The organism is Bradyrhizobium sp. CSA112, from assembly GCF_029051645.1.
In the GTDB taxonomy this organism is placed as follows: domain Bacteria; phylum Pseudomonadota; class Alphaproteobacteria; order Rhizobiales; family Xanthobacteraceae; genus Bradyrhizobium.
Map to the genome: position 1 here is coordinate 64411 of NZ_JAACFS010000028.1, position 25208 is coordinate 89618.

The 25208-nt window shown below is 63.2% G+C and carries 28 protein-coding genes and 1 tRNA gene; 17 read left to right on the top strand and 12 right to left on the bottom strand.

Going from position 1 to position 25208, the window contains the following annotated elements:
• Positions 1-41: 41 nt before the first annotated feature.
• From GWE18_RS31170 to GWE18_RS31180, 3 genes are read right to left on the bottom strand one after another with little or no spacing between them, the layout of a single operon-like run.
• Complete coding sequence (locus tag GWE18_RS31170) at positions 42-1013, bottom strand: DUF6282 family protein (protein WP_275189554.1); 972 nt, start codon at positions 1011-1013, stop codon at positions 42-44.
• 24 nt (positions 1014-1037) lie between these two features.
• Positions 1038-1970: a hypothetical protein gene (locus tag GWE18_RS31175; protein ID WP_275189555.1), complete on the bottom strand. Its 933-nt coding sequence runs from the start codon at positions 1968-1970 to the stop codon at positions 1038-1040.
• Positions 1954-2772 (bottom strand): aldolase/citrate lyase family protein, encoded by an 819-nt coding sequence (locus tag GWE18_RS31180; protein ID WP_275189556.1) that lies wholly within the window; start codon positions 2770-2772, stop codon positions 1954-1956. The genes GWE18_RS31175 and GWE18_RS31180 overlap by 17 nt, the downstream gene beginning before the upstream one ends.
• 137 nt (positions 2773-2909) lie before the next feature.
• Here GWE18_RS31180 and GWE18_RS31185 point away from each other — a divergent pair, with 137 nt between their 5' ends.
• Positions 2910-3689 (top strand): DNA-binding transcriptional regulator, encoded by a 780-nt coding sequence (locus GWE18_RS31185; protein WP_275189557.1) that lies wholly within the window; start codon positions 2910-2912, stop codon positions 3687-3689.
• Between the two features lie 184 nt (positions 3690-3873).
• Here GWE18_RS31185 and GWE18_RS31190 read toward each other — a convergent pair.
• The 4 genes from GWE18_RS31190 to mnmA all read right to left on the bottom strand — a co-directional run bounded on the left by GWE18_RS31190 (position 3874) and on the right by mnmA (position 6435).
• Positions 3874-3950 (bottom strand) — tRNA-Met (locus GWE18_RS31190).
• Between the two features lie 116 nt (positions 3951-4066).
• Positions 4067-4396 carry a hypothetical protein gene (locus GWE18_RS31195; protein ID WP_275189558.1) on the bottom strand — a complete coding sequence of 110 codons (330 nt, stop codon included), beginning with the start codon at positions 4394-4396 and terminating at the stop codon, positions 4067-4069.
• A gap of 179 nt (positions 4397-4575) precedes the next feature.
• On the bottom strand, positions 4576-5214 hold the full coding sequence (locus GWE18_RS31200; protein ID WP_275189559.1) for a methyltransferase domain-containing protein: 639 nt from the start codon (positions 5212-5214) through the stop codon (positions 4576-4578).
• Positions 5215-5235: 21 nt separating this feature from the next.
• Positions 5236-6435 (bottom strand): tRNA 2-thiouridine(34) synthase MnmA, encoded by a 1200-nt coding sequence (mnmA, locus tag GWE18_RS31205; RefSeq protein WP_275189560.1) that lies wholly within the window; start codon positions 6433-6435, stop codon positions 5236-5238.
• A gap of 345 nt (positions 6436-6780) precedes the next feature.
• Between mnmA and GWE18_RS31210 the strand changes: the two genes are divergently transcribed.
• The 8 genes from GWE18_RS31210 to GWE18_RS31245 all read left to right on the top strand — a co-directional run bounded on the left by GWE18_RS31210 (position 6781) and on the right by GWE18_RS31245 (position 14984).
• Entirely contained in the window at positions 6781-8478 is a 1698-nt protein-coding gene (locus tag GWE18_RS31210) for a flagellar hook-length control protein FliK (RefSeq protein WP_275189561.1), read from the top strand.
• A gap of 11 nt (positions 8479-8489) precedes the next feature.
• On the top strand, positions 8490-9185 hold the full coding sequence (locus tag GWE18_RS31215) for a flagellar hook capping FlgD N-terminal domain-containing protein (RefSeq protein ID WP_275189562.1): 696 nt from the start codon (positions 8490-8492) through the stop codon (positions 9183-9185).
• Between the two features lie 208 nt (positions 9186-9393).
• Positions 9394-9669: a DUF1153 domain-containing protein gene (locus GWE18_RS31220; protein ID WP_002714638.1), complete on the top strand. Its 276-nt coding sequence runs from the start codon at positions 9394-9396 to the stop codon at positions 9667-9669.
• 171 nt (positions 9670-9840) lie between these two features.
• Complete coding sequence (fliF, locus tag GWE18_RS31225) at positions 9841-11466, top strand: flagellar basal-body MS-ring/collar protein FliF (protein ID WP_275189563.1); 1626 nt, start codon at positions 9841-9843, stop codon at positions 11464-11466.
• Positions 11467-11472: 6 nt separating this feature from the next.
• Positions 11473-12555 (top strand): flagellar motor switch protein FliG, encoded by a 1083-nt coding sequence (gene fliG, locus GWE18_RS31230; protein WP_275189564.1) that lies wholly within the window; start codon positions 11473-11475, stop codon positions 12553-12555.
• The gene (locus GWE18_RS31235; protein ID WP_275189565.1) at positions 12555-13181 is read left to right on the top strand and encodes a FliH/SctL family protein; all 627 of its coding nucleotides are present in this window, start codon (positions 12555-12557) and stop codon (positions 13179-13181) included. Before fliG ends, GWE18_RS31235 begins: the two co-directional genes overlap by 1 nt.
• 19 nt (positions 13182-13200) lie before the next feature.
• Positions 13201-13551: a flagellar motor switch protein FliN gene (gene fliN / locus GWE18_RS31240; protein WP_057853824.1), complete on the top strand. Its 351-nt coding sequence runs from the start codon at positions 13201-13203 to the stop codon at positions 13549-13551.
• A 53-nt stretch (positions 13552-13604) separates the two neighbouring features.
• The gene (locus tag GWE18_RS31245) at positions 13605-14984 is read left to right on the top strand and encodes a sigma-54 dependent transcriptional regulator (protein ID WP_275189566.1); all 1380 of its coding nucleotides are present in this window, start codon (positions 13605-13607) and stop codon (positions 14982-14984) included.
• Between the two features lie 133 nt (positions 14985-15117).
• Here GWE18_RS31245 and GWE18_RS31250 read toward each other — a convergent pair whose 3' ends face one another.
• Together GWE18_RS31250 and GWE18_RS31255 are read right to left on the bottom strand one after the other, a co-directional pair.
• Positions 15118-15273: a hypothetical protein gene (locus GWE18_RS31250; RefSeq protein WP_275189567.1), complete on the bottom strand. Its 156-nt coding sequence runs from the start codon at positions 15271-15273 to the stop codon at positions 15118-15120.
• A gap of 63 nt (positions 15274-15336) precedes the next feature.
• A complete protein-coding gene (locus GWE18_RS31255) occupies positions 15337-16545 on the bottom strand; it encodes an LLM class flavin-dependent oxidoreductase (RefSeq protein ID WP_275189568.1) in 1209 nt (402 codons plus the stop codon).
• A 199-nt stretch (positions 16546-16744) separates the two neighbouring features.
• Here GWE18_RS31255 and GWE18_RS31260 point away from each other — a divergent pair, with 199 nt between their 5' ends.
• The 6 genes from GWE18_RS31260 (at position 16745) to GWE18_RS31285 (ending at position 21024) form a co-directional block, all read left to right on the top strand.
• Positions 16745-17860 carry an ATP-dependent RecD-like DNA helicase gene (locus GWE18_RS31260; RefSeq protein WP_275189569.1) on the top strand — a complete coding sequence of 372 codons (1116 nt, stop codon included), beginning with the start codon at positions 16745-16747 and terminating at the stop codon, positions 17858-17860.
• Between the two features lie 384 nt (positions 17861-18244).
• Positions 18245-18964 (top strand): peptide-methionine (S)-S-oxide reductase MsrA, encoded by a 720-nt coding sequence (gene msrA, locus GWE18_RS31265; RefSeq protein ID WP_275189570.1) that lies wholly within the window; start codon positions 18245-18247, stop codon positions 18962-18964.
• Positions 18965-19099: 135 nt separating this feature from the next.
• A complete protein-coding gene (msrB, locus tag GWE18_RS31270; RefSeq protein ID WP_275189571.1) occupies positions 19100-19510 on the top strand; it encodes a peptide-methionine (R)-S-oxide reductase MsrB in 411 nt (136 codons plus the stop codon).
• Between the two features lie 242 nt (positions 19511-19752).
• A complete protein-coding gene (locus GWE18_RS31275) occupies positions 19753-20118 on the top strand; it encodes a hypothetical protein (RefSeq protein WP_275189572.1) in 366 nt (121 codons plus the stop codon).
• Between the two features lie 233 nt (positions 20119-20351).
• Entirely contained in the window at positions 20352-20516 is a 165-nt protein-coding gene (locus GWE18_RS31280) for a DUF3309 family protein (protein ID WP_275189573.1), read from the top strand.
• A gap of 223 nt (positions 20517-20739) precedes the next feature.
• Positions 20740-21024 (top strand): hypothetical protein, encoded by a 285-nt coding sequence (locus GWE18_RS31285; RefSeq protein WP_057853834.1) that lies wholly within the window; start codon positions 20740-20742, stop codon positions 21022-21024.
• Between the two features lie 55 nt (positions 21025-21079).
• Here GWE18_RS31285 and GWE18_RS31290 read toward each other — a convergent pair whose 3' ends face one another.
• Entirely contained in the window at positions 21080-21616 is a 537-nt protein-coding gene (locus GWE18_RS31290) for a DUF4112 domain-containing protein (protein WP_275189574.1), read from the bottom strand.
• Between the two features lie 364 nt (positions 21617-21980).
• Positions 21981-22403 carry a DUF5413 family protein gene (locus GWE18_RS31295; RefSeq protein ID WP_275189575.1) on the bottom strand — a complete coding sequence of 141 codons (423 nt, stop codon included), beginning with the start codon at positions 22401-22403 and terminating at the stop codon, positions 21981-21983.
• A gap of 394 nt (positions 22404-22797) precedes the next feature.
• Here GWE18_RS31295 and GWE18_RS31300 point away from each other — a divergent pair, with 394 nt between their 5' ends.
• Positions 22798-23019, top strand: a complete 222-nt coding sequence (locus GWE18_RS31300) for a hypothetical protein (RefSeq protein WP_275189576.1) — start codon at positions 22798-22800, stop codon at positions 23017-23019.
• A gap of 237 nt (positions 23020-23256) precedes the next feature.
• Here the strand turns inward: GWE18_RS31300 and GWE18_RS31305 are convergent, their stop codons facing one another.
• On the bottom strand, positions 23257-24084 hold the full coding sequence (locus GWE18_RS31305; protein WP_275189594.1) for a DUF2336 domain-containing protein: 828 nt from the start codon (positions 24082-24084) through the stop codon (positions 23257-23259).
• On the opposite strand from GWE18_RS31305, the gene GWE18_RS31310 reads away from it, so the two are divergent.
• A complete protein-coding gene (locus GWE18_RS31310; RefSeq protein WP_275189596.1) occupies positions 24037-24522 on the top strand; it encodes a hypothetical protein in 486 nt (161 codons plus the stop codon). The two genes, GWE18_RS31305 and GWE18_RS31310, sit on opposite strands and share 48 nt — an antisense overlap.
• Positions 24523-25208: the final 686 nt, after the last annotated feature.

Here is a 25208-nt window from a genome sequence, read left to right on the forward strand (position 1 = left end):
CCTGGGCGCGCCCGCTTTTCGCGGACTTCGCGCTTGTCTTGCTAGGCGGCGTTCTGTGCGGCCGACTGCGTCACCGGAAGATTCAGGAACCGCGCCGCGTTGTCGCTGATGAGTTTCCTGATCGCCGGCCGCGGCATCTGCAGATCGAGCAGGATCTGCGTGATGCTGCGGAAACCATCGACCGGGCGCTGCGAGCCCTGCAGCCCGAGATCGGACGATAAAATCGTATTGTCGACGCCGGCAACTTCGATCAGGTGCGCGAGATCATCCGGGCTGTACTTCAAGGATTTTCCCTCGATGAACATGCAGATCGAATGTTCCATCTTGACGCCGCGGGCGACGAGCTGGCGGATATCGGTGTCGTTGCAGCCGACGATGTAGGTCGGATGATTGACCATCATCTTCTTGACGCCGCGCCGCGCTGCCTCGTCGAACAGGATATGCAGTTCGCTCGCAGGCAGGTGCCCACCGGCCAGGATGATGTCAGCTTCGGCAATGAGGTCGATGACCTTTCTGGTGTCATCAGTGAGCTTGCCGTTGGCGTCGAGCGCGGAAAGCGGAATCGGATCGAGCATCTTCTGCGCGGTCTTTGGGAAGGTCGAATTTCCGGCCGCCATGGCTTTGATATGGTTCGCCGCCGACAGCGTCGGCATCCAGACGATCTTGGCGCCTAGCTTGATCGCGTGGTCGACGGCGTGCGGGTTGATGCCACCAGACGCATTGTTCAGCACGATGCCCGAGAACAGCTTCACATTGGTTTCGGGGAACAGCTTCTCCAGGAGGATCGCATGCGCCATGCCGGCGTAGAAGTGGTCCTTGTAGAGCACGGCGCGGAATTTCGCTTCCGCCGCATCGAGCAGCTCCTCGTGATGATCGAGGATGCGCGGCATCGCCGCCGGCCCGCTATGGCAGTGCAGATCGATCGCACCTACCAGAAGCTCGGCGACTTCCGCCGCCCGCGACAGCGGCGGCAGCGGCACCGTGTTCGGATAGGACACTTGCTTGTCGGCCATGGTCAGGGCCCTTTCGGTTACGTGTCAGGCGGCGGACTTGCCGGCGGGAGTTTGCGCGGGCATCGGATAATCGTCTGCGTTCAGCACCCAGCCCGGCTTCGCCGAAAAATCCAGACGCGGCGGGCAGAAGATGTCGACGAGAACGTTGAGCTTGGGATCGACGGCCTGCGAGGTATGAATGGCCGGCGGCGGGATCACGGCGATCGAGGGCGACCCGCAGCTTTCGTGATCGTCGTTGCGCCACTGCGCCATGTCGGTCGTCCAGGGCCAGCGCAGGTGATGAACAAAAGTGCCGGCCAGCGCCAGCGAGCATTGCTCGAAATCGTCATGGTGGTGCGGCGACATCTTGCTCGGATCGCGCGGGCCGTTCCTCGGTTCGAGGAAATTCACCATGAAGGTCGAGCAGCGGAAGATCCGCCCGAACCGGCCTGGCGTTGCCGCGACGTCGAGACTGTAGGTACGGATCTTCGGCCCACCGGCAGCTTCCGGCCACGGCTCGAACGGCGGCAGATTGGGGTGCGCCTTCGCGTAGGAGGCGGCATTGGAGCACAGCCTGGCGAGGTCTTCGGATCGCGTCGTCATCATGCGCACCACCTTGGCGGCGCCGAGCAGCGTCACAGAGCTTGCGCCCGCCGGCACGAAGCTGATGGTGTGGCCGTTGACGACTTTGCGCTCGCTGCCCCACGCAATCTCGGCGCCCGCCCCTGGATCGGGAAACAGCACGACATATTCATCCGGCTGGTCGGCCCGGCTCAGCACCGCGCCCTTGTCGGTATCGCTATAGGCGATGATGAAGTTCTGGCCGCGGGCGTACCAGGTGCGTGCGCCGCTTTGACTTTCGGCCGGCGGCGTTTCGTAGAATTTCGCATACTCGGCGCCCGCAAAGTGGGTGGCGGCCGGTTTTGTGCCGACCGGAGCGGCGGCGAGCGCGGCGCGAGGATCAGTGCTGTGATACATGCGAGCCATCCGTGGTTTGAACGAGGGATTTGAAATCCGAAAGCGTTTGCGCCGCGGCCCGGCGCATCTGGCCCTGATCCGACGATATGATGAAGGCGCTGGCGCCGAGGCCGGCGAAATCCTTGGCTTCCGCCGCGCTCGCGACCATCACGCAGACCGGCTTGGCGGCTTTCTTCGCGGCCGCAATGATCCTGATGACCGCGTCCTTTACGGACGCGTCGGCCGACGACTTGGCGCCGAGGGAGACGGTGAGATCACCACGTCCGATAAAGAGCCCGTGGATTCCATCAACGGCGGCGATGGCGTCGATCTGATCCAGCGCTTCGGGATCCTCGATCATCGCGATCGTGCAGACCGATGCGTCCTGTTCATCGACGAGGGCCCACATCGGCGTGCCGCCATAGGCGCCGGCGCGGGCCGAGCCGGAATAGCCGCGCCGTCCACCGCGGTATCGCGCGGCGGCCGCAATCGCGCGCGCCTTCTCGACCGTCGCGACATGGGGCACCAGCACACCGGCTGCGCCGCAATCCAGGCACGACAGGATCTTGGCCGGATCGTCCGACGACACCCGCACGATGCCTGCGAGGTTGCTGGCTCGCGCGGCCAGCAGCATGACATCGGTCATCGCGCGATCGATCGGCGCGTGCTCCTCGTCGATCACGATGAAATCATAGCCGAGCGCGCCGAATATCTCGGTCGCGTGCGTGGTCGGCGTCTTGATGAATGAGCCGACGACGGTCTGCCGCGCGGAGAAGCGGCGGCGGAATGACGAAAAATGCGGCCTGACGACGTCTCCGGACACGGTTGCTCCTCCCCGGCCATCTGCACGGGCCGCCTTCAGAAGGCGGGCTCTGGCGTGGCGCTTGCGAAAACCATTGCAGGGAGGACGCCGGCGGGCCATAGCTATTCCGCCGCGTTCCACCAGGTGGAATATTGAATATGCCGCTCAAATCCGACACTGTCGAAGCCGCCTCGCGTAGCCTCCTGCTGCTGGAGGAGCTCAATCGCCACCGCGTCACCTCGATCGACCGCCTGCACAAGGCGACGAGGCTGCCAAAATCGACGGTGGTGCGGTTGATGAAATCACTCTGCGCGATGGGCTATGCTGCCAACGACCGGCGGCAGGGCGGCTACGCGGTCGCCTCGCGGGTCAAATCGCTGAGCAACGGCTTTCACGGCGATCCGCTGGTGGTGGAAGCCGCGCGCCCGTGGGCGATCGCCTTCACGCGACAACATCACTGGCCGATCGCCATCGCCGTGCTCGACAGAAGTTCTGTCGTGGTCCGCTTCAGCACGATTCCCGACAGCCCGGTTTCGCCATTTCACGGCACCCTCAACATGCAGCTCAGCCTGCTCGGGCGGGCGCTGGGGCGCGCCTATCTGGCCTTCTGTCCAGTGAGCGAACGGTCGATGCTGCTCGACGCGCTGACACGATCCCAAGAGCCTGAAGACAAGCTCGCCACCGAGCGCAAACGCGCATTGTCGTTGCTGGCCACGATCCGCAAGCAAGGCTTCGCCGAACGCGACCCGATGGTCGAACCGCGCTCGTCGAACACGATCGCGATTCCCATCATCGTCAACCAGCGCGTGCTCGCCACCGTCGGCATGACCTACTTCACGTCGGCGCTCGACCGCGCAGACGTCATCCGGCGCTACGTGCCGCTTCTGAAGAGCCTGGCCGACAACATCGCGGCAAGCGTCTCATCGTTGCAGGAGTAGATGAGACCGCCCGAAGGCTCTCTCTGGAGCTCTGATGGGGCTGGCGCTATTAGGCTATGAAAGAGCAGGCTGATTGTGGCGTCGATAGGCTAGGAAGCCGACGCCAGCAACAAGCGCGACATGAAATCGATGCCGGGCTCTCCAACGGAAAGAGGGTAACTTTCAGAATTTCAGTGAGTGAGCGTGGTAGCGAGAGAGGGACTCGAACCCCCGACCCCAGGATTATGATTCCCGTGCTCTAACCAGCTGAGCTACCTCGCCACGGTTCACCGTCACGGCACACTATACCGCATTCGCGAACGCGCGGCATATAAGGAGTGGCTCGCGGACCTGTCAAGCAAAGCCGGCGGTCCGGCCAACCGTCTGCAAAAATAGCGCTATTTCGGCCGGATTGTCGGGTCGCCGCCGGGGCTGCCGGGCGGCGGAATCACCGGCGTCTTGCCGCCGTCCGGCGGCGGAGGCGCGTGCATTTCGGGATCGACCCCTGGGGGCGGACACAATACGCCCTCCGAGCGGGCCAGCTTGTCGCCTAGCGGCTCGGTCCGCTGGCCCGTGGTCGTTCCTTCCGGCGTCTTCTCGCCGGGCTTCGGCAACGGCTGCATCGGCGCGCAATCGGCGGCGCGCTGCGGCGATGGCGGCGCGGTCTGGGCCGGCGGCGTGGTCGGACTTGGCGGGGCCTGTGCCCCCGCCACGTCGGCGGCCGCCATCAACACACATGAGAGAAGAAGTGCGCGTTTCATTGCCATGCGAGGGAAACGGCCTGCACTCACGGAGGTTCCGCAGTCAAGCTGTCGCTCTTTTGTTTGACGCGTTATCTTAACGCGAAACCGGCCTTCACCCCCGGATCAGGTCCGAGGGCATGCTTCGCTCGAAAACGCTATTTGCTTCACGATTTCCGAAAGCGGATCAGCGAAAAATGTCCCATAGGCGGCATCGGCCGCCGCTCGGTCAGGGTGACGCCGCCATGTTTGGCGGCCCAGTCGGTCAGCCGTTCCCACGGGAATTCCGGCCGCCAGCCGAGCCGCCGCGCCAGTGGCGCAAAAGCCAGTTCGAAGATGCGGCGCGGGCCGCTTTCGGCACCGATGTGATTGACTAGAATGAGTTCACCGCCGGGCTTCAGAACGCGGATGAAATCATCCAGTGTCGCCTCGGGATCCGGCACCGCCGTGATGACATACTGCGCCACCACCGCATCGAAAAACGAATCCGGGAACGCCAGGTTCTTGGCGTCCATCACCGCGAGCGCTTCGACATTGGTGAGGCCGAACTCGCGCACGCGCTTCCGCGCCCGCCGCAGCATCGGTTCGGAAATGTCGACACCGCACAATTTCGTGTTGCGCGAATATTCAGACAGCGACAGCCCGGTACCGACGCCGACGTCGAGAACGCGCCCGCCGATCTTGTCGGCTTCCGCGATGGTCGATCGGCGGCCCTCGTCGAATACCTTGCCGAAAACGAGATCGTAGACCGGCGCCCAGCGCCCATAAGCCTTTTCGACCCCCTCGCGGTCGATGTCCCCAGCCATTTCCCCTGCCCCGATTTTTTCTTAAGTGCGCATCGCCTCGGCGAGCGGCGCAGCCTTTTCCTGCGCCCCTCCCCTCGTCACCGGATGGCGTGCGGTCGCGCTCCTGATGAATCCGCCGCCGAGCACGCGCGCCTGTCCCGCAGGCGCATCGTAGAATACGCAGGCCTGGCCGGGCGATACGCCCTCTTCGCCGGCAACGAGTTCGACCTCATAACCGCCATCGACCGCGCGCAGCCACGCCGGCTGCGGCGCGCGCGTCGAGCGCACGCGCACGAACATCTCGATGCCGTCGCCGATGACGCGGTCGAGCGCGCCGTCGCCGATCCAGTTGACGTCACGCAGGCGGATGCGATCCATCCGCAATGCCTCGCGCGGCCCCACCACGACGCGGCGGCTGGCCGCATCGAGCTTGACGACATAGAGCGGCGCGCCGGCGGCGATGCCCAATCCCTTGCGCTGGCCGACGGTGAAATGAACGATGCCCTGATGCCGGCCGATGACGCGGCCCTCGAGATCGACGATGTCGCCGGGCTCGATCGCGCCGGGCTTGAGGCGGCCGATGATGTCGGTGTAGCGCCCGGTCGGCACGAAGCAGATGTCCTGGCTGTCCTGCTTCTCGGCGACTTCGAGACCAAGGCGCCGGGCCAGTTCGCGCGTCTGCGGCTTGGTCATGTCGCCGAGCGGAAAGCGCAGATAATCGAGTTGCTCGCGCGTGGTCGCGAACAGGAAATAGCTCTGGTCGCGATCGGCATCAGCGGCGCAGACCAGCGCCCGCGATCCGTCGGCAAGGCGGCGCGACGCGACATAGTGTCCGGTCGCGAGCGCCTGCGCGCCGAGTTCGCGTGCGGTCGCCAGCAGGTCGCGAAACTTGACCGAGCGGTTGCACTCGATGCAGGGCACCGGTGTTTCACCGAGCGCGTAGCTGTCGGCAAAATTATCGATCACGGATTCGCGGAAACGGCTCTCATAGTCGAGCACGTAATGCGGAATGCCGATCCGTTCAGCGACGTTGCGGGCATCGTGGATGTCCCGCCCGGCGCAACAGGCGCCCTTGCGATGGGTGGCCGCGCCATGGTCGTAAAGCTGCAGCGTGATCCCGACCACGTCGTAGCCTTCGGACTTCAGCAAGGCAGCCGTCACCGATGAATCGACGCCGCCGGACATGGCGACCACGATCCGTGTGTCCTGCGGACGGCCTTCGAGATCCAGACTGTTTCGCATGCCAGGGGTCATCGACTTCACTCGCGAGCAACACCACGCGGCTCGCGGTCAGGGTTAAAAAGCCTTGATATATAAGGCCTTATGGCATCATTCGGCCGTACCGGGCCGGATCGGACGCCGCTCTTTAATATAGGCCGTATTCCCGCGAGGCAATCAGCCGATCTCCTTTTTGGAGCGGCTCCAGGACGGCAAATCTTGCCGCCGGGCAGAAAAGGGGGCCGCGGTCATGCACGGCAATCCGGCGACCATCTTCCTAAGTATTTGAAAAATAAAAAAAATTTTTGCAACGGCAGGTGGCCCGGTCCTTGCTGAATGGTAGCCGAGAGCTCAGCGCGAGGGTCACCCGTGGTTAGTGTCACGTCAGAAGTATCGGCAAACGCATCTTTTCAGTCCGCAGCGGCGAGGTCCGGCCGGCCGGATTCCGAGCCATCCTCCGGAAACGACAGCTTCGCGGCGCTGGTCGACAGCAATACGGCCGCCAGCCACAACGACAATCGCACGCCGGACCCAGCGCCCGCCCCGCGGCGCTCCGACGATGCGCAAGCAGCGTCCGACAATCGCGCCCGCGACAACGCCGCCGCTTCGGACAAGGCAGACAAAGCCGCGCGCAACGATTCGAATGATCGCAACGCCACGGCCAAGGCAGGCGACCGCAAGGCCCGCGACGACGACAAAGTCAATGCCGACACCGATACCATGGCCGATACCGATGCCAAGGCGACGACGACCCGCCGCGGCAAATCAAAGTCGGACGCGGCGAAGTCCGACAATGCGAAGTCGGACGAAACAACTCAGGCATCCACCGGCGATACTTCCCCGGCAACCGGCCAGACCGAGACGGCATCAGATGGAACGGCTGTGATGACGGCCGATGCGGTTGCCGCAACCATCCCTGCTGCCGCAGCGCCGGCTTCCACGACGCAAGCAACCGACAAGGCGACCGCGCCGCTTGCGATCGCCGCGGCTGCGATCGCTGCCTCCGCTTCCATCGCCGCCGAGACCGCGCCAGCCGCTCCCGCCGCTGAAAGCGCGGATACTGCCGCCACCGTCACCTCGCCTGCAACTGCGAACACCACGCAAGTGGATGCCGCTAAGGCGAGCGCGCAGAACGGCATCGGACAGACCGTCAGCGCCCAAGCGACGTCCGCCGACACAACCGGCACCGCGAAGGCCGCCTCAGTGGTCGCGGCGACACCCGCAGCCCCCAAGGCTGCTGTACTCAAGAATCCCGATCTCGCCAGGAAGAGCGCCACGACGATCGTCGAGCAGGCCGGCAGCACCGACACGGCCGATACCGCCACGCCCACAGCACCTGCCGCTGATACTATTGTGGCCGCCGTCACGCCGACGACCGAAGCTGCTGGCAAGCCGACGTCCGAGAACGGCATTGCCGACGCCGTGAAGGCCGACGCGTCAGGCAATTCCATCGCGCCTTCGCCCGCGCATGCCAATGCGAACGCGAATGCGCCTCTCGCCACCCCTGAAGTCGGCCAGGCGCCGCTCAGTTCCGCCGGCAACGGCCTGCAGGCCTCCGGCGCGATCCAGATGCACCAACCGGCCGCTTCGGCCACGACGTCGACCGCCGCTCCGCAACTCACCGCCACCGCATCCACAAGCGCGGCGGTGCCGCTGAGCGGGCTTGCGATGGAAATCGCCGCTTCCGCCAAGAGCGGCAAGACCCGCTTTGAGATCCGGCTCGATCCCGCCGAACTCGGCCGCATCGATGTCCGCATCGATGTCGATCGCCACGGCCAGGTGACGTCTCATCTGACCGTTGAACGGCCGGAAACGCTGTCGATGCTGCGTCAGGACGCCAATCAGTTGCAGCGCGCGCTGGACAATGCCGGCCTCTCGACCGGCAACGGCGGCTTGCAATTCAGCCTGCGCGACCAGTCTTCGCAGGGCCAGAACGACGGCAACCAATCCAATCCCAACGCGCATCGCATCGTCGTCAGCGAGGAAGACAGCGTGCCGGCCGTCGTCGCCGGCCGCAGCTATGGCCGCATGCTCGGTGCGAGCGGCGGCGTCGACATCAGGGTTTAAGGGAGATCGCCATGGCAGTTGACGTAACCATGCCGACGACGGTCGTCTCGGCGCCCGGCACTGGCACCGCCACCAGCAACAAGACCGCTTCGGAGAAGACGACGGGAATTGCGGATAATTTCCAGACCTTCCTGACGCTGCTGACGACACAGCTCCAGCATCAGAACCCGCTTGACCCGCTCGACACCAACCAGTTCACCCAGCAGCTCGTGCAGTTTGCCGGCATCGAGCAGCAGCTCAAATCAAACGAACAGTTGAAGGCGCTGGTCGAGATCGAAAAGAGCGCCCAGGCGACGCAGGCGCTGGTCTATGTCGGCAACACGGTCTCCGTCGACGGCAGCAAGGCGCAGTTCGACAAATCTGCGACCTGGAATTTCAATTCCGACAAAGACACCAGCGCGACGATCACGATCACCAATTCGACGGGACAGACGGCCTATACCGGCAACTATACGCTCAAGAAGGGCGGCTCCAGTTTCGTCTGGGACGGCAAGGGCAATGACGGCGTGCAGTGGCCGGCCGGCACTTACACCTTGACCGCCACGGGCAAGGACAGTTCAGGCAACAATGTCGCGATCTCTACCGAAGTCCAGGGCGTCGTCGATTCAGTCGATCTCAGCGCCTCGCCGCCGCTGCTGTCGATCGGCGGCCACAGCTATACGACCGACAAGATCAAGCGCGTGATACGTCCGAGCACCTCGAGCTGACCCCTTCAGCCCGCCGCATTCCTTTATCCGGCCCTCGTAGGCCCGGTCCTCCAGCAACCGCAAAAGCGGTTCCCGGAGGCTCGGGCCGCAGCCATTTCCGGTCATTTTCAAGGAGATTCGTATTGAAGCCGTAGGCTTAGGTAAATTTTAAGCCGAGGGGCGTAGATTACTACCCTGAGTTCAGTGGTTGAGAGTTTGTGAGTACGCCATGACAGAACCCCACCGCCCGAGGGTGAAATACGTCATCGGGCCTGACGGCAGTCCGTTAACAATTGCTGACCTGCCCGCGCCCGGAACCAAACGGTGGGTGATCCGCCGCAAGGCCGAAGTCGTTGCAGCGGTCCGCGGCGGCCTGCTCTCCCTCGAGGAAGCCTGCAGCCGTTATACCCTGACGGTCGATGAATTCCTGTCCTGGCAGTTTTCCATCGATCAGCATGGCCTGGCCGGCTTGCGGACCACCCGCATCCAGCAATATCGGCAGTAAACTCTCCCGAACCGAACGATTTGATGAAAACCGACTTCGTTTTGCGAAGCCGGTTTTTTTCATGCCGGAACTATTCGCGGCGGCTTTAACTGACGTTAACCATATGGAAACCATCCCCTAGGCAATAATTGCCCAGTCGGTCCCGGGGACCGAATCCCCTGGGGGCAGTTGGTGCAAAGTCTCGTTGCTTTCTTGAAAGGCCTGGGCGCAGCGCGGCTGATGGCCATGGTTGCGGTGACGACCGCGCTGATCGGCTTCTTCGCCTTCGTCATCATGCGTGTCACGACGCCGCAGATGACCACCCTGTTCACCGATCTCACCACCGAAGATTCCTCCAGCATCATCAAGGACCTGGAACGCCAGGCGATTCCCTTCGAGCTGCGCAATGAAGGCGCGGTCATCATGGTGCCGAAGGACAAGGTCACGCGGCTGCGGATGAAGCTGGCCGAAAGCAACCTGCCCAAGGGCGGTGGCGTCGGCTACGAGATTTTCGACAAGTCCGACGCGCTCGGCACCACGAGCTTCGTCCAGAACATCAATCATCTGCGTGCGCTGGAGGGTGAACTCGCCCGCACCATCCGCGCCATCGATCGCATCCAGGCCGCCCGCGTCCATCTGGTGCTGCCGGAACGGCCGTTGTTCGCGCGCGAGGCGCCGGAGCCGTCGGCCTCGATCGTGGTGCGGGTGCGCGGCAGCCTCGAACCCCAGCAGATCCGCGCCATCCGCCATGTCGTCGCCTCGGCCGTCAACGGGCTGAAGCCGCAGCGGGTGTCGATCGTCGACGAAGGCGGCCGGTTGCTTGCCGACGGCGCCACCAAGGACGCCGAGATCGCCGTCGGCGACGAGCGCCGCACCGCCTACGAGAAGCGCATGCGCAACGAAGTCGAGGCGATTGTCTCCTCGGTGGTCGGCCAGGGCCGCGCCCGCGTCCAGCTCACCGCCGACTTCGACTACAACAAAATCACCCAGACCTCGGACAAGTTCGATCCCGAGGGCCGCGTGCTGCGCTCCAGCCAGACCCGCGAGGAATCTTCCCTCACCGCCGAGAACAGCGGCCAGGTGACGGTCAACAACGAACTGCCCGGCAATCAGACCAACACCACGACGCCGGCGGCCCGCGACCAGAGCAAAAAGAGCGAAGAAACCAACAATTACGAGATCTCCCGCACCACCAAGACCGAAATCACCGAGGCCGGACGCGTCAACCGGATCTCGGTCGCGGTGCTGGTCGACGGCGCCTATACCAAGAACGAAAAAGGCGAAATGGTCTATCAGGACCGCAGCAAGGAACAGCTCGATCGCATCGCCACCCTGGTGCGCTCGGCGATCGGCTTCGACCAGAAGCGGGGCGACCAGGTCGAGGTCGTCAATCTTCGCTTTGCCGAAGCGCCGTCCGTCGCTCCGGTTGTCGAACCCGGCGGGCTGCTCGGCATGCTCCAGTTCACCAAGGATGACGTCATGTATGTCATCGAGCTCGGCGTCATGATGCTGCTCGGCCTCGTCGTGCTGTTCATGGTGATCCGGCCCCTGGTCAAGCGCATTCTGGCTTCCGAAGTCATCCCTGCCCTGACTGAAGCGATGCCTGCGTTGATCGAGGGCAGCGGGCCAGGCGGAGAACTCGGACCCGGCCAGGCCTTGATCGCCGGCACCAGCGGCGCCGCTCAGTTGATCGACGTCGCCCAGGTCCAGGGCCAGGTCCACGCGCAAGCCGTGCACCGCGTTGGTGAACTCGCCGAACGCAATCCGAACGAGACCGCTTCCATTGTTCGCCAATGGCTCAGCGAACCCGCCGAGTGACCTGACATGGCCGTACCGCAAACCACGAACGTCAACGACATCACCACCGTCATCTCGGCGCTGGCGAGCCGTCAGGCGAGCCGGCCCAAGGGCAAGCCGCTGAGCGGCCCAAAGCGCGCCGCCATCCTGATGCTGGCCCTGGGCGAGCAATATGGCGGCAAGGTGTGGTCGCTGCTCGATGACGACGAGGTACGCGAACTGTCGATCCACATGTCGACGCTCGGCACCGTCGAGGCCGACATCGTGGAAGACCTGCTGCTCGAATTCGTCTCCCGCATGTCGGCGTCCGGCGCCCTGATGGGCACCTTCGACGCCACCGAACGGCTGCTGCAGCAATATCTGCCGTCCGAGCGCGTCACCGGCATCATGGACGAAATCCGCGGCCCGGCCGGCCGCAACATGTGGGAGAAGCTCTCCAACGTGCAGGAAGAGGTGCTCGCCAACTACCTCAAGAACGAATATCCGCAGACCATCGCGGTGGTGCTGTCGAAGCTGAAGCCGGAGCACGCCGCCCGCGTGCTGGCGATCCTGCCCGAGGATCTTGCGCTCGACGTGGTCGGCCGCATGCTGAAGATGGAAGCGGTGCAGAAGGAAGTCATCGAGCGCGTCGAGCAGACGCTGCGCACCGAATTCATGTCCAACCTGTCGCAGACCCGCCGCCGCGACGCGCACGAGGTGATGGCCGAAATCTTCAACAATTTCGACCGCCAGACCGAAACCCGCTTCATCACCTCGCTGGAAGAGGAAAATCGCGAATCCGCCGAGCGCATCAAGGCGCTGATGTTCACCTTCGACGACCTCATCAAGCTCGACTCCGCCTCGGCACAGACGCTGATGCGCAACGTCGACAAGGACAAGCTCGGCATCGCGCTGAAGAGCGCCAACGAGGAGGTGCGCGCCTTCTTCCTCGGCAACATGTCGTCGCGCGCCGGCAAGATGCTGATGGACGACATGGCCGCGATGGGACCGGTGCGGCTGCGCGACGTCGACGAGGCGCAGGCGCTGCTCGTCAATCTCGCCAAGGACATGGCCGCCAGGGGCGAAATCACCCTGACCAAGAACCGCGCCGACGATGAGCTGGTGTACTGATGGCCGCGCCCGCAAAATTCCTGTTCGACACCGACTTCGCGGCGCCCGACAGGACGCGCGAGCGTGCCGCCACGGCCGCCGAGATCGCGCAGAAGGTCGCGGAGGCCGAGGCACGTGCCTACCGCGCCGGCTATGAAGCAGCCCAGCACGAGGCCAAAGTCGAGAGCGACCGTCGCTCGGCGCTGGCGCTGGAAGAGATCGGCATCGCCATCAGGGGCATCGCCACGCGTTTCTCCGGAATCGAGGCCAGAATGGAAACCGAGGCCGTCGATGTCGCGGTCGCGGTGGCGCGCAAGCTGTGCGGCGAACTGGTCGCCCGCGAGCCGCTCGGCGAGATCATGGCGCTGGTCAGCGACTGCTTTTCGCATCTGGTTGCCACTCCGCACCTCGTCGTTCGCATCAACGACCAACTCTACGATGCCGCCCGCGAGAAGATCGAACGGCAGGCGGCCCAAAGCGGCTTCGAGGGCCGACTGGTGATCCTGGCCGAGCCCGGCATCGCCACCGGCGACTGCCGGATCGAATGGGCCGACGGCGGCGTGGTGCTGGAACGCGCCGCCATCGAAGCGAAGATCAGCGAACTCGTCGGGCGCTATCTGGCGTCCCGCAATCAGGCCGGAATGTGAAGGCCATGAGGACTGAACCATGAGTGACACCGACGCACAGGTACCGCTTCCCGATCTCAACGCTGCGGACGCACCGCCGGTCGACGATCTCGCCTACAACGAGGACGAACAGGCCACGCGCATCGCGGCCGACCTTGAGGCCGTATTCGACGTTCCCGTGCAGGTCTCGGCCGTGCTCGGCCGCTCCAAGATGGATGTCGGCGAGCTCTTGAAGCTCGGACCCGGCACCGTGCTCGAGCTCGACCGCCGCGTCGGCGAAGCCATCGACATCTACGTCAACAACCGCCTGGTGGCGCGTGGCGAGGTCGTGCTGGTGGAAGACAAGCTCGGCGTGACCATGACGGAAATCATCAAGGCGGAACGTAACTAGCAAATTTGGCGACACGCGCCTGCGAGGCGCGAGGGAATTAACAGGAGACTGACATGCGGCTTCTCATCGTTGGCACATTGAAGGGCCAACTCACGACCGCCACCAAGATCGCGATGGCTAACGGTGCCTCGGTGACCCATGCCGAAGCGACCGAGCAGGCGATGGCTGTGCTGCGCAGCGGTAAAGGCGCCGACCTGCTGCTGGTCGACGTCGCGCTCGACATCCGCGACCTGGTGATGCGGCTGGAAGCCGAACACATCCACGTGCCGATCGTGGCCTGCGGCATCTCCAACGACGCCCGCGCCGCGGTCGCCGCGATCCACGCCGGCGCCAAGGAATACATCCCGCTGCCGCCCGATCCGGAACTGATCGCCGCGGTGCTGGCCGCCGTCGCCAATGACTCGCGCGACCTGATCTATCGCGACGAAGCCATGGGCAAGGTCATCAAGCTCGCACAGCACATCGCGGGCTCCGACGCCTCCGTGATGATCACCGGCGAATCCGGCACCGGCAAGGAAGTACTGGCGCGCTACGTCCACTCCCGCTCGAACCGCGCCAAGCGGCCGTTCATTTCGATCAACTGCGCGGCGATCCCCGAGCACCTGCTGGAATCGGAACTGTTCGGCCACGAGAAGGGCTCCTTCACCGGCGCCGTCGCCCGCCGTATCGGCAAGTTCGAGGAAGCCACTGGCGGCACGCTGCTGCTCGACGAAATCTCCGAGATGGACGTTCGCCTGCAATCCAAACTGCTGCGCGCGATTCAGGAACGCGTGATCGACCGCGTCGGCGGCACCAAGCCGGTTCCGGTCGATATCCGCATCATCGCGACCTCGAACCGCAACCTCTCTGAAGCCGTGCGCGAAGGCACCTTCCGCGAGGATCTGCTGTTCCGCCTTAACGTCGTCAACCTGAAGATCCCGCCGCTGCGTGACCGTCCGGCCGACATCCTCGAACTGGCGCAGCACTTTGCCAAGAAATACGCCGGGGCCAACGGCGTGCCGCTGCGTCCGATCTCCGCCGACGCGCGGCGGGTGCTGACATCGAACCGCTGGCAGGGCAACGTCCGCGAACTGGAAAACACCATCCACCGCTCGGTGCTGATGGCACAGGGCGACGAGATCGGCCCCGAGGCCATCCTGACGCCCGACGGCGACCGCCTCGATCTTGCCAAGACCGCACCCGCAGTCGCGCACGCGACCTTTGCCGCCGAACAGGTCACGCGTGCCCTGGTCGGCCGCACCGTCGCCGATGTCGAACGCGACCTGATCCTGGAGACGCTCAAGCACTGCCTCGGCAATCGCACCCATGCCGCCAACATCCTCGGCATCTCGATCCGCACGCTGCGCAACAAGCTGAACGAATATGCCGACGGCGGGATCCCGATTACGCCGGCAGGCGCGGGTGAGCATCAGCGGTTTGTCGCGGCGGGGTAGACGGCGATGCGACGATGATTTCTCCTCCGTCATTCCGGGATGGTCCGAAGGACCAAACCCGGAATCTCGAGATTCCACAATATGCAATTGCACATTGGGGTTCGATGCTTTGCATCGCCCCGGAATGATAGCCCTACGAATAACTCGGCGCGTCCGGCTTGCGGAAGATGTGAATGGGATCGCCTGGCTGCAGGTCCCGCCCGGTGAAAACGGCATACGCATATAGCGCGAGATAGGCGATCGCGACCGCGCCGATGCCGTAAAATACCCAGGTCGCCAATCGTTTCATCAGACCGCCGCACCACGTTGAGCCTTCGCTAAGCTAACACACCGTGGGACATCGGCCCAACCGCTATCCCGCAGCCACCTTCGGCGTCGGCGCGACGTTTATCGCCAGCTTGCCGTAACGATCCCTGAATGCCTCGGTGTCGATCTCTTCGAGCTGGATGGCCCCGCCCAGCACGCCCGTCTTCCACGCGTCGTGCTCGGGGTCGTTCTGGAACTCCGGCATCACTTCCTTGGCGAACAGTTCGAGCGACTCGCAGATGTGCTCATGGGTATTCTTGCCGGCCTGGTTGAGCAGGATCACCTGGTCGATGTGAGAGGTGCGGAACCGCCGCAATTTCTTAGCGATAGTTTCCGGCGATCCGATCAGGCCGCCGCGCAGCGCCGCCTCCTGTGCCTTCGGATTGTCGCTCTTCCACTTGTTGTACTCGTCCCACATGTTGACGGTGCCGGGGTCTGGACGCTGCCGGTTCTGCGACGCGCCGTAGTAGCGCAGCGCGAACTGGAAGAAGGTGGCGCCGTCGGCGCGGGCGCGCGCCTCCTCGTCGGTCTTGGCGCACATGAAGAACGAGACCAGCGCCATGTTCGGATTGATCTCGTAGTCGGCGAGCTTCTTCAGCCGTTTTGTGATGGCGTTGTAATAGGCATGCACCCAGGCATGCGCCGCATCCGCGCTGACGAACTGGAAGCCGAGGGCGCCAAAGCCGTTCTGGCCGGCGCGCTCGATGGTCGGGAGCTGCGAGCACGCCATCCACAGCGGCGGATGCGGCTTCTGCATGGGTTTCGGCACCACATTGCGCAAGGGAATGTCGAAATACTTGCCGTGATGCTCGGAGCCGACCTTGGTGAACATCGGGAAGATCGCCTGTACGGCTTCCTCAAATACCTCGCGCTTGGTTTCCATGTCGATGCCGAATGGCGTCAGCTCGGTGATGGAGGCGCTCTCGCCCATGCCGAATTCGCAGCGCCCGTTACTCAGGAGGTCGAGCACCGCGACGCGCTCGGCGACGCGCGCGGGATGGTTGGTGGTGAGCTGGAAAATGCCGTGGCCGAGCCGGATACTCCTGGTGCGCTGGCTGGCTGCGGCGAGAAAAGATTCCGGCGCGGGCGAGTGCGAATATTCCTCCAGGAAATGATGTTCGACCACCCAAGCATAGTCATAGCCGAGCCGGTCTGCGGTCTCGAGTTGCGTCAGCGCATTCTGGTAGAGCCGGAGCTCGTCGCCCTCTTGCCATGGGCGCGGCAGTTGCAGCTCGTAAAAGATGCCGAATTTCATGACGCCTCCCAGAACCGCTGGTTGCGGCTGCTTGTTGTTTTTCGGTCAGTGTATTCGCCGCAAGGCCCAAGTCCAGCCTCGACCGCGAAACAGCAATTCCGTGACGCGGAAGCAGCCTTGCATGGAACGCGCGAATGGTTAGCTTTACGCTTCAGTTGAGTCGCGGCCATCGCCGCGCTCTTCTCTCCATCTGGATCCCATGACCACGTTTACGCCGCATCAGGATTCCGCGCTGAAGGCCGTTGCCGACTGGCTAAAGGCCAAGCCCGGCAGGAACGGCACGCCGCCTGTGTTCCGCCTGTTCGGCTATGCCGGCACCGGCAAGACCACGCTGGCGCGACACATCGCCGAAGGCGTCGATGGCGAGGTGAAGTACGCCGCCTTCACCGGCAAGGCGGCGCTGGTGATGCGCAACAAGGGTTGCGACAACGCCTCCACCATTCACTCGCTGATCTATCGCGCCAAGGAATCCGGCGTCGAGCAGCCAAGTTTCGAACTATGGGACGACGCGCCCGCTTCCAAGGCAAAGCTCATCGTGATCGACGAATGTTCGATGGTCGATGCCGAACTCGGCCGCGACCTGATGTCGTTCGACTGTCCGCTCTTGGTGCTCGGCGATCCCGCGCAATTGCCGCCGATCCAGGGCGGCGGCTTCTTCACCAATTCCGAGCCCGACGCGATGCTGACGGAAGTGCATCGCCAGGCCCAGGACGATCCGATCGTGCGGATGTCGATGGATATCCGCGAGGGCCGCGAACTCGAAATCGGCCGCCACGGCGAGAGCGAGGTGGTACCGCGCAGCGAGCTCGATCCGGACCGCGTGATGAGCGCCGACCAGGTACTGGTCGGTCGTAACAACACCCGCCGCGCCTACAACATGCGGATACGGCAGAAGCAGAACATCGAGGATCCCTTGCCGGTCGCCGGTGACAAGCTGGTCTGCCTGCGCAACAACCGCAAGAAAGGCCTCTTCAACGGCGGGCTGTGGCGCGTGAAGTCGCGCACTCAGCCGCGTGCGAAGTCCAAGATCCTGACCATGCGGCTGTCGCCCGACGAGGAGTTCGGCCACAAGGTGACCAAGGTCTCGGTGCGCCACGATTGCTTCGAAGGCGGCATCGAGGCGATCCCGTGGGAGCAGCGCAAGCCCTATGACGAGTTCGACTACGGCTATGTGCTCACCGTGCACAAGTCGCAGGGCTCGCAATGGGACGACGTGGTGCTGTTCGACGAGAGCTTTGCGTTCCAGGACAGCCGGGCAAGGTGGCTCTACACGGGAATTACGCGGGCGGCGAAGCGGCTGAGCGTGGTGGTGTGACGGTATAGCCGTCATTGCGAGCGAAGCGAAGCAATCCATGGTACCACATGCCGAAGCATGGATTGCTTCGTCGCTTTGCTCCTCGCAATGACGGCCGAACCTACCTCCCCGCCACGAATTAAAAATCCTCGCGCCCTGGCAACGACCGGTCGCGGTGCGCGACCCCGGGTTCATTGTGGAAAGGGAGGCCTGCACCGGCCAAGCGTGACCGATCGCCCTGCCCAAAAGCCTTGCGCGGGCGCGGCTTTATTCACGAACTCGTGTGGCGCACGCCGTAACAATCCGTGAGCGGGGCCGTATCTTGAGCATCGGCAGAGAATTGAGCCGATTGCGAAACGCCTGACACGCTCTAGACTGCCCCCAACCATTGCCGAAGAGGAAACCATGTCCCCTCGCCATCTCAGCCGCCTGTCGCTGTGCGCTGCCGCCATCGGCGCGCTGGCCATCGCCGCTGTTACCATCGGCCCCGCGCGCGCCTCGGAGGAGGCCGTCATCATTCCCGCCCCCGCCGTCGACGTTCAGGCTGCCGACGGCATCCAGACCGCCGTGATCGCCGGTGGCTGCTTCTGGGGCGTCCAGGGCGTCTATCAGCACACCGCCGGCGTGCTCAACGCGGTGTCCGGCTATTCCGGCGGCAGCAAGATGACCGCGAACTACACCATGATCGGCACCGGCACCACGGGACACGCCGAAGCGGTCGAGATCAAATACGATCCGAAGAAGATCAGCTACGGCAAGATCCTGCAGATCTTCTTCTCCGTCGTGCACGACCCGACGCAATTGAACCGCCAGGGCCCGGACACCGGCACGCAATATCGTTCGGCGATCTTCACTGCCAATGACGAGCAGAAGAAGGTGGCGGAAGCCTATATCGCCCAGCTCAACGCCGCCAAGGTCTACAAGAAGCCGATCGTGACCAAGGTCGGCCCGCTGCAGGCGTTCTATCCGGCGGAAGACTATCACCAGGACTACCTGACGCTGCACCCGAACCAGCCCTATATTGTCTTCAACGACATCCCGAAGGTCGAGAACCTGAAGAAGATCTTTGCGGAGAATTACATCGAGAAGCCGACGCTGGTGCGCAACGCGAAGGCTACCAACTGACGCCTCGTCATTGCCTGCGACAAACGCGAAGCGTTTGCGCAAGGAAGCAAAGCGACGAAGCAATCCACCTTTCCCCGAGTGGCGCCATGGATTGCTTCGCTTCGCTCGCAATGACGACCAACCGAAGGAGATTGCATGTCCGACACCAAGACATCCGGCAAGGTCGTCAAGAGCGAGGCCGAGTGGCGCCGTGAGCTGACGCCGATGCAGTACGCCGTGCTGCGCGAGAAGGCGACCGAGCGGCCGTTCTCCGGCGAATATGAGCACGAGCACCGCAAGGGCACCTATACCTGCGCCGGCTGCGGCCAGACGCTGTTCGAATCCGATGCCAAGTTCGACTCCGGCTGCGGCTGGCCGAGCTTCACCGCGCCTGCCGTGGACAGCCATGTCGACGAGGAGCGCGATGTCAGCCACGGCATGGTCCGCACCGAGGTGCTGTGCTCGAAATGCAACGGCCATCTTGGCCACGTCTTCAATGACGGCCCCGGCCCGACCGGCCTGCGCTACTGCATCAATTCGGCGGCGCTAAAGCTGCAGCCGAAATAACTGCTCGCCGTTATCCTCTATTCGTCATGCGCGGGCTTGACCCGCGCATCCGTCAAAAGAACTCCTCTTCGAGGGGATGGATTGCCGGGTCAATCCCGGCAATGACGGCGGAGATCATCAACTTTTTTCGAACCTGTTTTTCGCCCCGCACGACCAAGGGCTGGTCGCGCGGGGTTTCTGTTTGGTGGGACGCATCTTTCCAGCCTGCCCGGCGCGGAATTCGAGGAAAACTTTAGATGCACATGTCCAAACGTCTGCTGCTCGGTGTCGGCGCAGCCATCCTCATCATGGAGAGCGTCGTGATCCAGCCAGTCTTTGCCGCCGACAAGGTCTCCCTGTTCAAGGTCGTCACCACCAAGGACGAGATCGTGATCGGGATCAGCGAGGGCGATCTCGCCCAGATGGAAGGCAACGCCGGCGGCATCGCCAAGGCGCTGGTCGCCAAGGGCTCGATAAGCGTGTGGCGGTACGCCGTGCACAAGTCCGCCAGCGGCGATCTCGAACAGGCGCCGCTGCACAAGATCGGCCTGATCGCCAGCGACAGCCTTCGCGTCGAGCCCTATGCGACGCCGTTGAAGGTGCTGCCGATCGACGAGACGAAGAAGTGACGTAGTCGTCATTCCGGGGCGCATCGAAGATGCGAACCCGGATCTCGAGATTCCCCGATGCGCAATTGCGCATCTGAGGTCTGGTCCTTCGGACCATCCCGGAATGACGACACGTCCATTGCGCCTTTCCCCTTCCGCCCGATCGGCCAAGGACTCGCGACCCGGAATATGCTTTGATCCGGGCCGCGGGGGAGCCGCGTTGCACGCCTCCTGCGGGCTTGGGGGAGCGCGTCATGACGCTTGGGACGATACTCGTCATCATCCTGATCATCATCCTCTTGGGCGGCTTTTCCGGGCGCATCAGGGGCTATGGCTACGGCTATGGGCATTCCGGCATGGGGCTCGTCGGGGTGATTTTGATCGTGCTGCTCATCCTGCTGCTGCTCGGCAAGCTTTGATGCCTCCTAAATCATTGAAAAAACTTGATTAAATTTTGGTTCCCGGCAGCCATGCGTGGATTCATCATCACCCCCGATGGCGGACTTCAGGGGTCGCATTTCTTTCAAAGAAGCTTATATTAGACTACGAAATGACGTGCACGGCGCGCCGCCCTTGTGGCCCACCGTCATCCAATCCCCATTGCTCACGCGCAAGAGCCGAAAAAGATTGAGGTCACCGTCCATGCGTCCATTCAGCTACAACACCGCCGCCGAACTGTTTCCCGCCGCGATCCGCAAGAAGAAGCGGGCCGGCTTTGCCTATCGGCGTTTTGGCACCGCGGCGGAAGCAGTTCGCTTCGCGATCGAGGAACTGCCGGCGGACTCGCTGAACGGCGCCTATCTCCAGGTCGAGGAAGCCCGCTTCGACCAGAGCGGCATCCGCTCGCTCTATGAAAGCGAGGCCTTCCCGCTGCCGCGTCGCCCGCGCCCGGCCGCCAGCACCGAAGACAAGGCCGACGCGGCCTGAACCTCCTTATTGTCAAACAGCGCGCCCCCGGAAATCATGCCGGGGGCGTTTTTTCTTAGTGCGGCTGCTTGTCGAGCCACCGCTTGAGCATGCGCACGTTGCGGACGTTGGCGCGGAACACGACGTCGAAGGCGTCGCCCGCGACGGGCACCAGGCCAACGGCGCCGTCGACCGCGACATTGGCAAGCATCCGCGCCGTGATGTGCCAGGGCGCCCCGAGCGCGCGCGCTTCACGCACCACCCACAGCGAAATCGCCGTCGTGATGATGTCGCCGACCACCGGGATCAGCCCGATCAGTCCATCGATGCCGTAACGGAAATTGGTGCCGGGCACGATGAAGGCAACGTCCAGCAATTTCGCTATGGCGTCGAGCCGCGCCAGCCGCTGCTCGCGCGTCAGATCGCCGAACGGATTGGCGGCGGAATGACCGAAATCGAACCGCATCCCTTCGAACTGCGTGTGCAGGTTCGCTTCGGGAAGCTCGCGCCCTTCCTGGTCGATGACCGGCCCACGCCCCGGCGCGCGCTTCCGGGAAGACTGCGCGGAGCGTGAATGCGGCGGCGTATAAATATCGTCGTCAGACATGGTCATCACATGGTAACGCGAGCGCGAGCTGCAAGTTGCGTCAAATTATCGCTTGTCCGGTTTGCGCATATTCCAATCGCAAACCGGCGTCCCACGTCGCGCTTAATGTCGTCCCTGCGAACGCAGGGACCCATACTTCGCGGCCCTTGTTAGGGAAAAGACGTGACAACAGCGACATCGCAAAACAATTCCGGCCGGTGGTTATGGGTCCCCTGCGTTCGCAGGGACGACGGCCGAGGCCTTCGCATTCTATTCTTAGCAGCAGCCCGTAGGATGGGTGGAGCGAAGCGATATCCATCAATGCCGGTGCGTGTGGCGATGGGTATCGCTGCGCTCCACCCATCCTACGATTCCATATCGATGCGAAGCGTTACGTCGAATGCACCGTCTGCGGCTCGTCCGCATATCTGTGCGCCAGCCACGACGACAGCGTCGCGGGCACCATGCCGACGATGCCGTAGAGCACAAACTGCAGCACGCCGGTATCCGGCCCGCGCGAGCCATAGAGCAAGGAGGCGGCGGCAAAGCCGATGGCGCCTATGATCAGCACCCGCGCCACGGGAGAAATGCGCTTGACGTGACAGAGAATGTCGTCGATGGCGCCGACCATCAGCGCCGGTACGATGCCGAACAGATAACTGTACTGCAGCGTCTTGACGAACGCGCCGAGGAATTTTCCGATCTCCGACCAGTTGGTATCGTTCCAGTAGCCCGAAGCCACCGTGGCCGCGAACAGCATCAGGAACCCGCCGACGAGCGGGCCGATAGCTCCGAAGATCAAATAGCGTTTCATGGGAACTGCCTCCTGGCGCTGCTTACTCCATTACAGCAGCTCCAGGGCCAAGTAAATTTGCTCGGTCTGCTTCCAATTGACGAGATAATCGCTGCGCGCTGACAGCGCGGGTGCATTCGCACGATGAAAACACCACGCGACTTCATCTGACGATTGCGACGCAATCATCGTGCACGACCGCGCGATGGCCATGTGGAACGGGATTTGGCGTCGTGCCTACAGATCTCCGCCGGCTCAAAGAACGGCCCCAGCGCGGGGGCGAGCCGAGGCCGTCTAGTCGAAGCTGTGCCGAGCGGCGGCTCGGCACGAATTCATAATCCGGAACATTGCCATTTGTTCCCGCATCAGAAATTCCCATGCTAGGCTTGTCCGCTTACGAACCGGGAACTGAGCCATGCCAATCTATCGCTTGCTGCAAAACGTGCCGATGGGACCGGAAGAGATCACCCGCTTGACGACGGCCTATGAGGAAACGTTGCGCACAATTGGCCTTGTTGACCGGAATGACCCGATAGCCGAAATGATCGCCAAAAAAGTCATCGAAATCGGCCAAAGAGGCGTTCAGGACCCGACGCAGATTTCAGAGCTGACAATCAAGGAAATGGGATTCTCGTAAGGCCGGCTCAGTGATGGAGAGCCGAAGAGCGCGCGGGCCTGGCTCCAAAGATCGCCAGCATACCGCGCGCCTTCGGATCACGCCGCCAATTCCTTGCGGAAGGCGGCGGCCGAATTCCTCACCTTATCGATCGCACGGACTGAGAAGAAAACGCGCTTAAGCCTTCGCTGTTCCTACGAAGGGTTTGCGTCCCGCTCGTAGTGCGAAACGGTCATGACTTCGTCTACGACACAAACGCTAAGCAGGCTGACTCACTTTCTTGGCCGGCGTCGAGACCGCCACAGCCTCATTCTTCTTTTTTCCAAGAATCCGATCGGACCCGAACCGGATTGTCCATTGCGCGACCGACAGCAACAAGGACTCAAACACCGCCACGCATTGTTCGAGTTCCCGGTCCGTGGATGGCGGGCAATCGGGCCGGTTGCGGACGATCATCGTCGTCGTCGACCAGCTCAGCCGGGCCGCCTTGCAGGCGACGATCAGTCCATACACGCGGTCAGGCTCGAGCAAGGGTTCGATCGCCTCGACCTTGACATCCGCCTTCAAGGCAAGGGCTGCGACCACGTGAGTATATTCACCCCTCACCGCAAAACGGTTGACGATTGAATCATTCAGCTTGCCGGTGCGATTGAGCGCAACGACCTCGCTTTGCGCCTGGGTGTAGTCAATCGCCTTCCTGGCGGCGCTGCTCTGGACGGCGGCGGCCGTCGCAGCAGAGCCTTGGGTTTTCTTCCGCGCGACGGGTCGTGACGCAGTCAAGAAGCGCGCGCGAACCACGTCGGCAACCTTGTCAATGAGCTCGCGCAGCAAGCTGCCGGGAATGTCCAATCGAAGGCCGAGTTCTTCGGCGAGGTCTTCGTCGCGCTCCGCCCGCCCGACCAGGGTCGCGTAACCGCATTCGGAGAAACGTGCGCCCGTGTTGCGGGCGAGCGCGTTGGAGACGTTGACGTCGCCAAATCTCATCAGCGCATCCGTCAATGCTTCGCTGAGCACCTTTCGGTCGCAGATCGCCAGCAAATGCTGCTGGCCACGGCTCCCGGCAATTTCAATGAGGTCTTTTTCCAACAGACAGATGGAATGTCTCAGAACGGGTCCGGCGACAAGAACGTCATCGTGAAAGGCAAGCTTGCGGACCGTCTGCCGCGGCGCCAGCTCGATGGTGGACACGGCTTCGCTGAGAGGGACCAGGGTCGTTGCTTCCACCCGCTGAATCAGTTGAGCGAGGACGCCGTCGACGGCTGCGATCTGGGATTCACTGAGCCGACCAACATTGGACAGGAACAGGTCCGTCACCTGCCCGAAAATTTGGGCATCGTGCTCCGGTCCACCCTTTTCGGCGCCGTTCAATTCCGCGCGCAGATTCGGCGATACCGCAGGCATGGCTATCCCGCCCCCGTCCGGACCGTTCCGGCTCGCCGCAATGCCCCCGGCAGCGGACATTCTATCGTGCGGATGGCCGGCATCTTCGTGGATCCACCGGCGGCGGAAGGAACAAGCATGTGAGTGCCACTCGAAAGGCCGGTTTCGGCAGCCCTTTCACTCCAACGAAAGCCATGAGACGCGCGCGAGCAATAATGGCTGATCGTACTCGGGCTTCCCTAACGGGTGGTTGTTTCGAACCCGGGATTTTCCGCATTTATACGGAGTTTGTGGCGCGGAAAGCGGCCGGCCGACTGGGGGCAGCCGGGCCAAGTAACATCCGCTTCCAGAGCCTCAGGGAATCGCGGGGGCCAAGGAAGCCGCGCCATGGAGCGTGGGGTAGCGGCCGCGCAGGACTTTACGGGCGGAAGGAGGCTTTACTCGCCCACGCCGCAAGCGCGCCTGAGCGCGCATTTGCCGGGCCGGCTGTTCGATCGCGGTCGAAGGCGGAGAGACCGCTCCTGTTCCTTCGACGAAACCCGTCGACCTGGCAAAAGCGCAGCGTCAAAATCGGCTTGTCGCACATCTATCGCTTCGGTTGACGTGGCGCGCACGCAACAGTCCAGGAAGTGTTGGTGCGAGCCATTGCAGCTTCGCAGCATTAGCGCATAATTCGCGGCGGAGTGGCGCAGCACTTTTGATTCGAACATCGGCAGAATTCGAGCAACCGCACCGGGTGACTCCCGGGTGATGGATGACGCGTGCGGCAGCGCAAACCGCGTGCAGCGCCCCCAATGAACAGCGGCCAGCACCGCGCGCGCAACTTGGGG

What these genes read in the sequence shown, in the direction of transcription:
- msrB (WP_275189571.1), top strand. Translation starts at nt 19,100, where the DNA reads ATGTCCGACACCAAGACATCCGGCAAGGTCGTCAAGAGCGAGGCCGAG.
- GWE18_RS31280 (WP_275189573.1), top strand. Translation starts at nt 20,352, where the DNA reads ATGACGCTTGGGACGATACTCGTCATCATCCTGATCATCATCCTCTTG.
- fliN (WP_057853824.1), top strand. Translation starts at nt 13,201, where the DNA reads ATGAGTGACACCGACGCACAGGTACCGCTTCCCGATCTCAACGCTGCG.
- GWE18_RS31275 (WP_275189572.1), top strand. Translation starts at nt 19,753, where the DNA reads ATGTCCAAACGTCTGCTGCTCGGTGTCGGCGCAGCCATCCTCATCATG.
- GWE18_RS31300 (WP_275189576.1), top strand. Translation starts at nt 22,798, where the DNA reads ATGCCAATCTATCGCTTGCTGCAAAACGTGCCGATGGGACCGGAAGAG.
- GWE18_RS31295 (WP_275189575.1), bottom strand. Translation starts at nt 22,403, where the DNA reads ATGAAACGCTATTTGATCTTCGGAGCTATCGGCCCGCTCGTCGGCGGG.
- GWE18_RS31215 (WP_275189562.1), top strand. Translation starts at nt 8,490, where the DNA reads ATGGCAGTTGACGTAACCATGCCGACGACGGTCGTCTCGGCGCCCGGC.
- GWE18_RS31250 (WP_275189567.1), bottom strand. Translation starts at nt 15,273, where the DNA reads ATGAAACGATTGGCGACCTGGGTATTTTACGGCATCGGCGCGGTCGCG.
- GWE18_RS31235 (WP_275189565.1), top strand. Translation starts at nt 12,555, where the DNA reads ATGGCCGCGCCCGCAAAATTCCTGTTCGACACCGACTTCGCGGCGCCC.
- fliG (WP_275189564.1), top strand. Translation starts at nt 11,473, where the DNA reads ATGGCCGTACCGCAAACCACGAACGTCAACGACATCACCACCGTCATC.
- GWE18_RS31255 (WP_275189568.1), bottom strand. Translation starts at nt 16,545, where the DNA reads ATGAAATTCGGCATCTTTTACGAGCTGCAACTGCCGCGCCCATGGCAA.
- GWE18_RS31185 (WP_275189557.1), top strand. Translation starts at nt 2,910, where the DNA reads ATGCCGCTCAAATCCGACACTGTCGAAGCCGCCTCGCGTAGCCTCCTG.
- GWE18_RS31195 (WP_275189558.1), bottom strand. Translation starts at nt 4,396, where the DNA reads ATGGCGGCCGCCGACGTGGCGGGGGCACAGGCCCCGCCAAGTCCGACC.
- GWE18_RS31170 (WP_275189554.1), bottom strand. Translation starts at nt 1,013, where the DNA reads ATGGCCGACAAGCAAGTGTCCTATCCGAACACGGTGCCGCTGCCGCCG.
- GWE18_RS31310 (WP_275189596.1), top strand. Translation starts at nt 24,037, where the DNA reads ATGCTGCTGGCCACGGCTCCCGGCAATTTCAATGAGGTCTTTTTCCAA.
- GWE18_RS31200 (WP_275189559.1), bottom strand. Translation starts at nt 5,214, where the DNA reads ATGGCTGGGGACATCGACCGCGAGGGGGTCGAAAAGGCTTATGGGCGC.
- GWE18_RS31290 (WP_275189574.1), bottom strand. Translation starts at nt 21,616, where the DNA reads ATGACCATGTCTGACGACGATATTTATACGCCGCCGCATTCACGCTCC.
- mnmA (WP_275189560.1), bottom strand. Translation starts at nt 6,435, where the DNA reads ATGCGAAACAGTCTGGATCTCGAAGGCCGTCCGCAGGACACACGGATC.
- msrA (WP_275189570.1), top strand. Translation starts at nt 18,245, where the DNA reads ATGTCCCCTCGCCATCTCAGCCGCCTGTCGCTGTGCGCTGCCGCCATC.
- GWE18_RS31220 (WP_002714638.1), top strand. Translation starts at nt 9,394, where the DNA reads ATGACAGAACCCCACCGCCCGAGGGTGAAATACGTCATCGGGCCTGAC.
- GWE18_RS31245 (WP_275189566.1), top strand. Translation starts at nt 13,605, where the DNA reads ATGCGGCTTCTCATCGTTGGCACATTGAAGGGCCAACTCACGACCGCC.
- GWE18_RS31175 (WP_275189555.1), bottom strand. Translation starts at nt 1,970, where the DNA reads ATGTATCACAGCACTGATCCTCGCGCCGCGCTCGCCGCCGCTCCGGTC.
- GWE18_RS31260 (WP_275189569.1), top strand. Translation starts at nt 16,745, where the DNA reads ATGACCACGTTTACGCCGCATCAGGATTCCGCGCTGAAGGCCGTTGCC.
- GWE18_RS31285 (WP_057853834.1), top strand. Translation starts at nt 20,740, where the DNA reads ATGCGTCCATTCAGCTACAACACCGCCGCCGAACTGTTTCCCGCCGCG.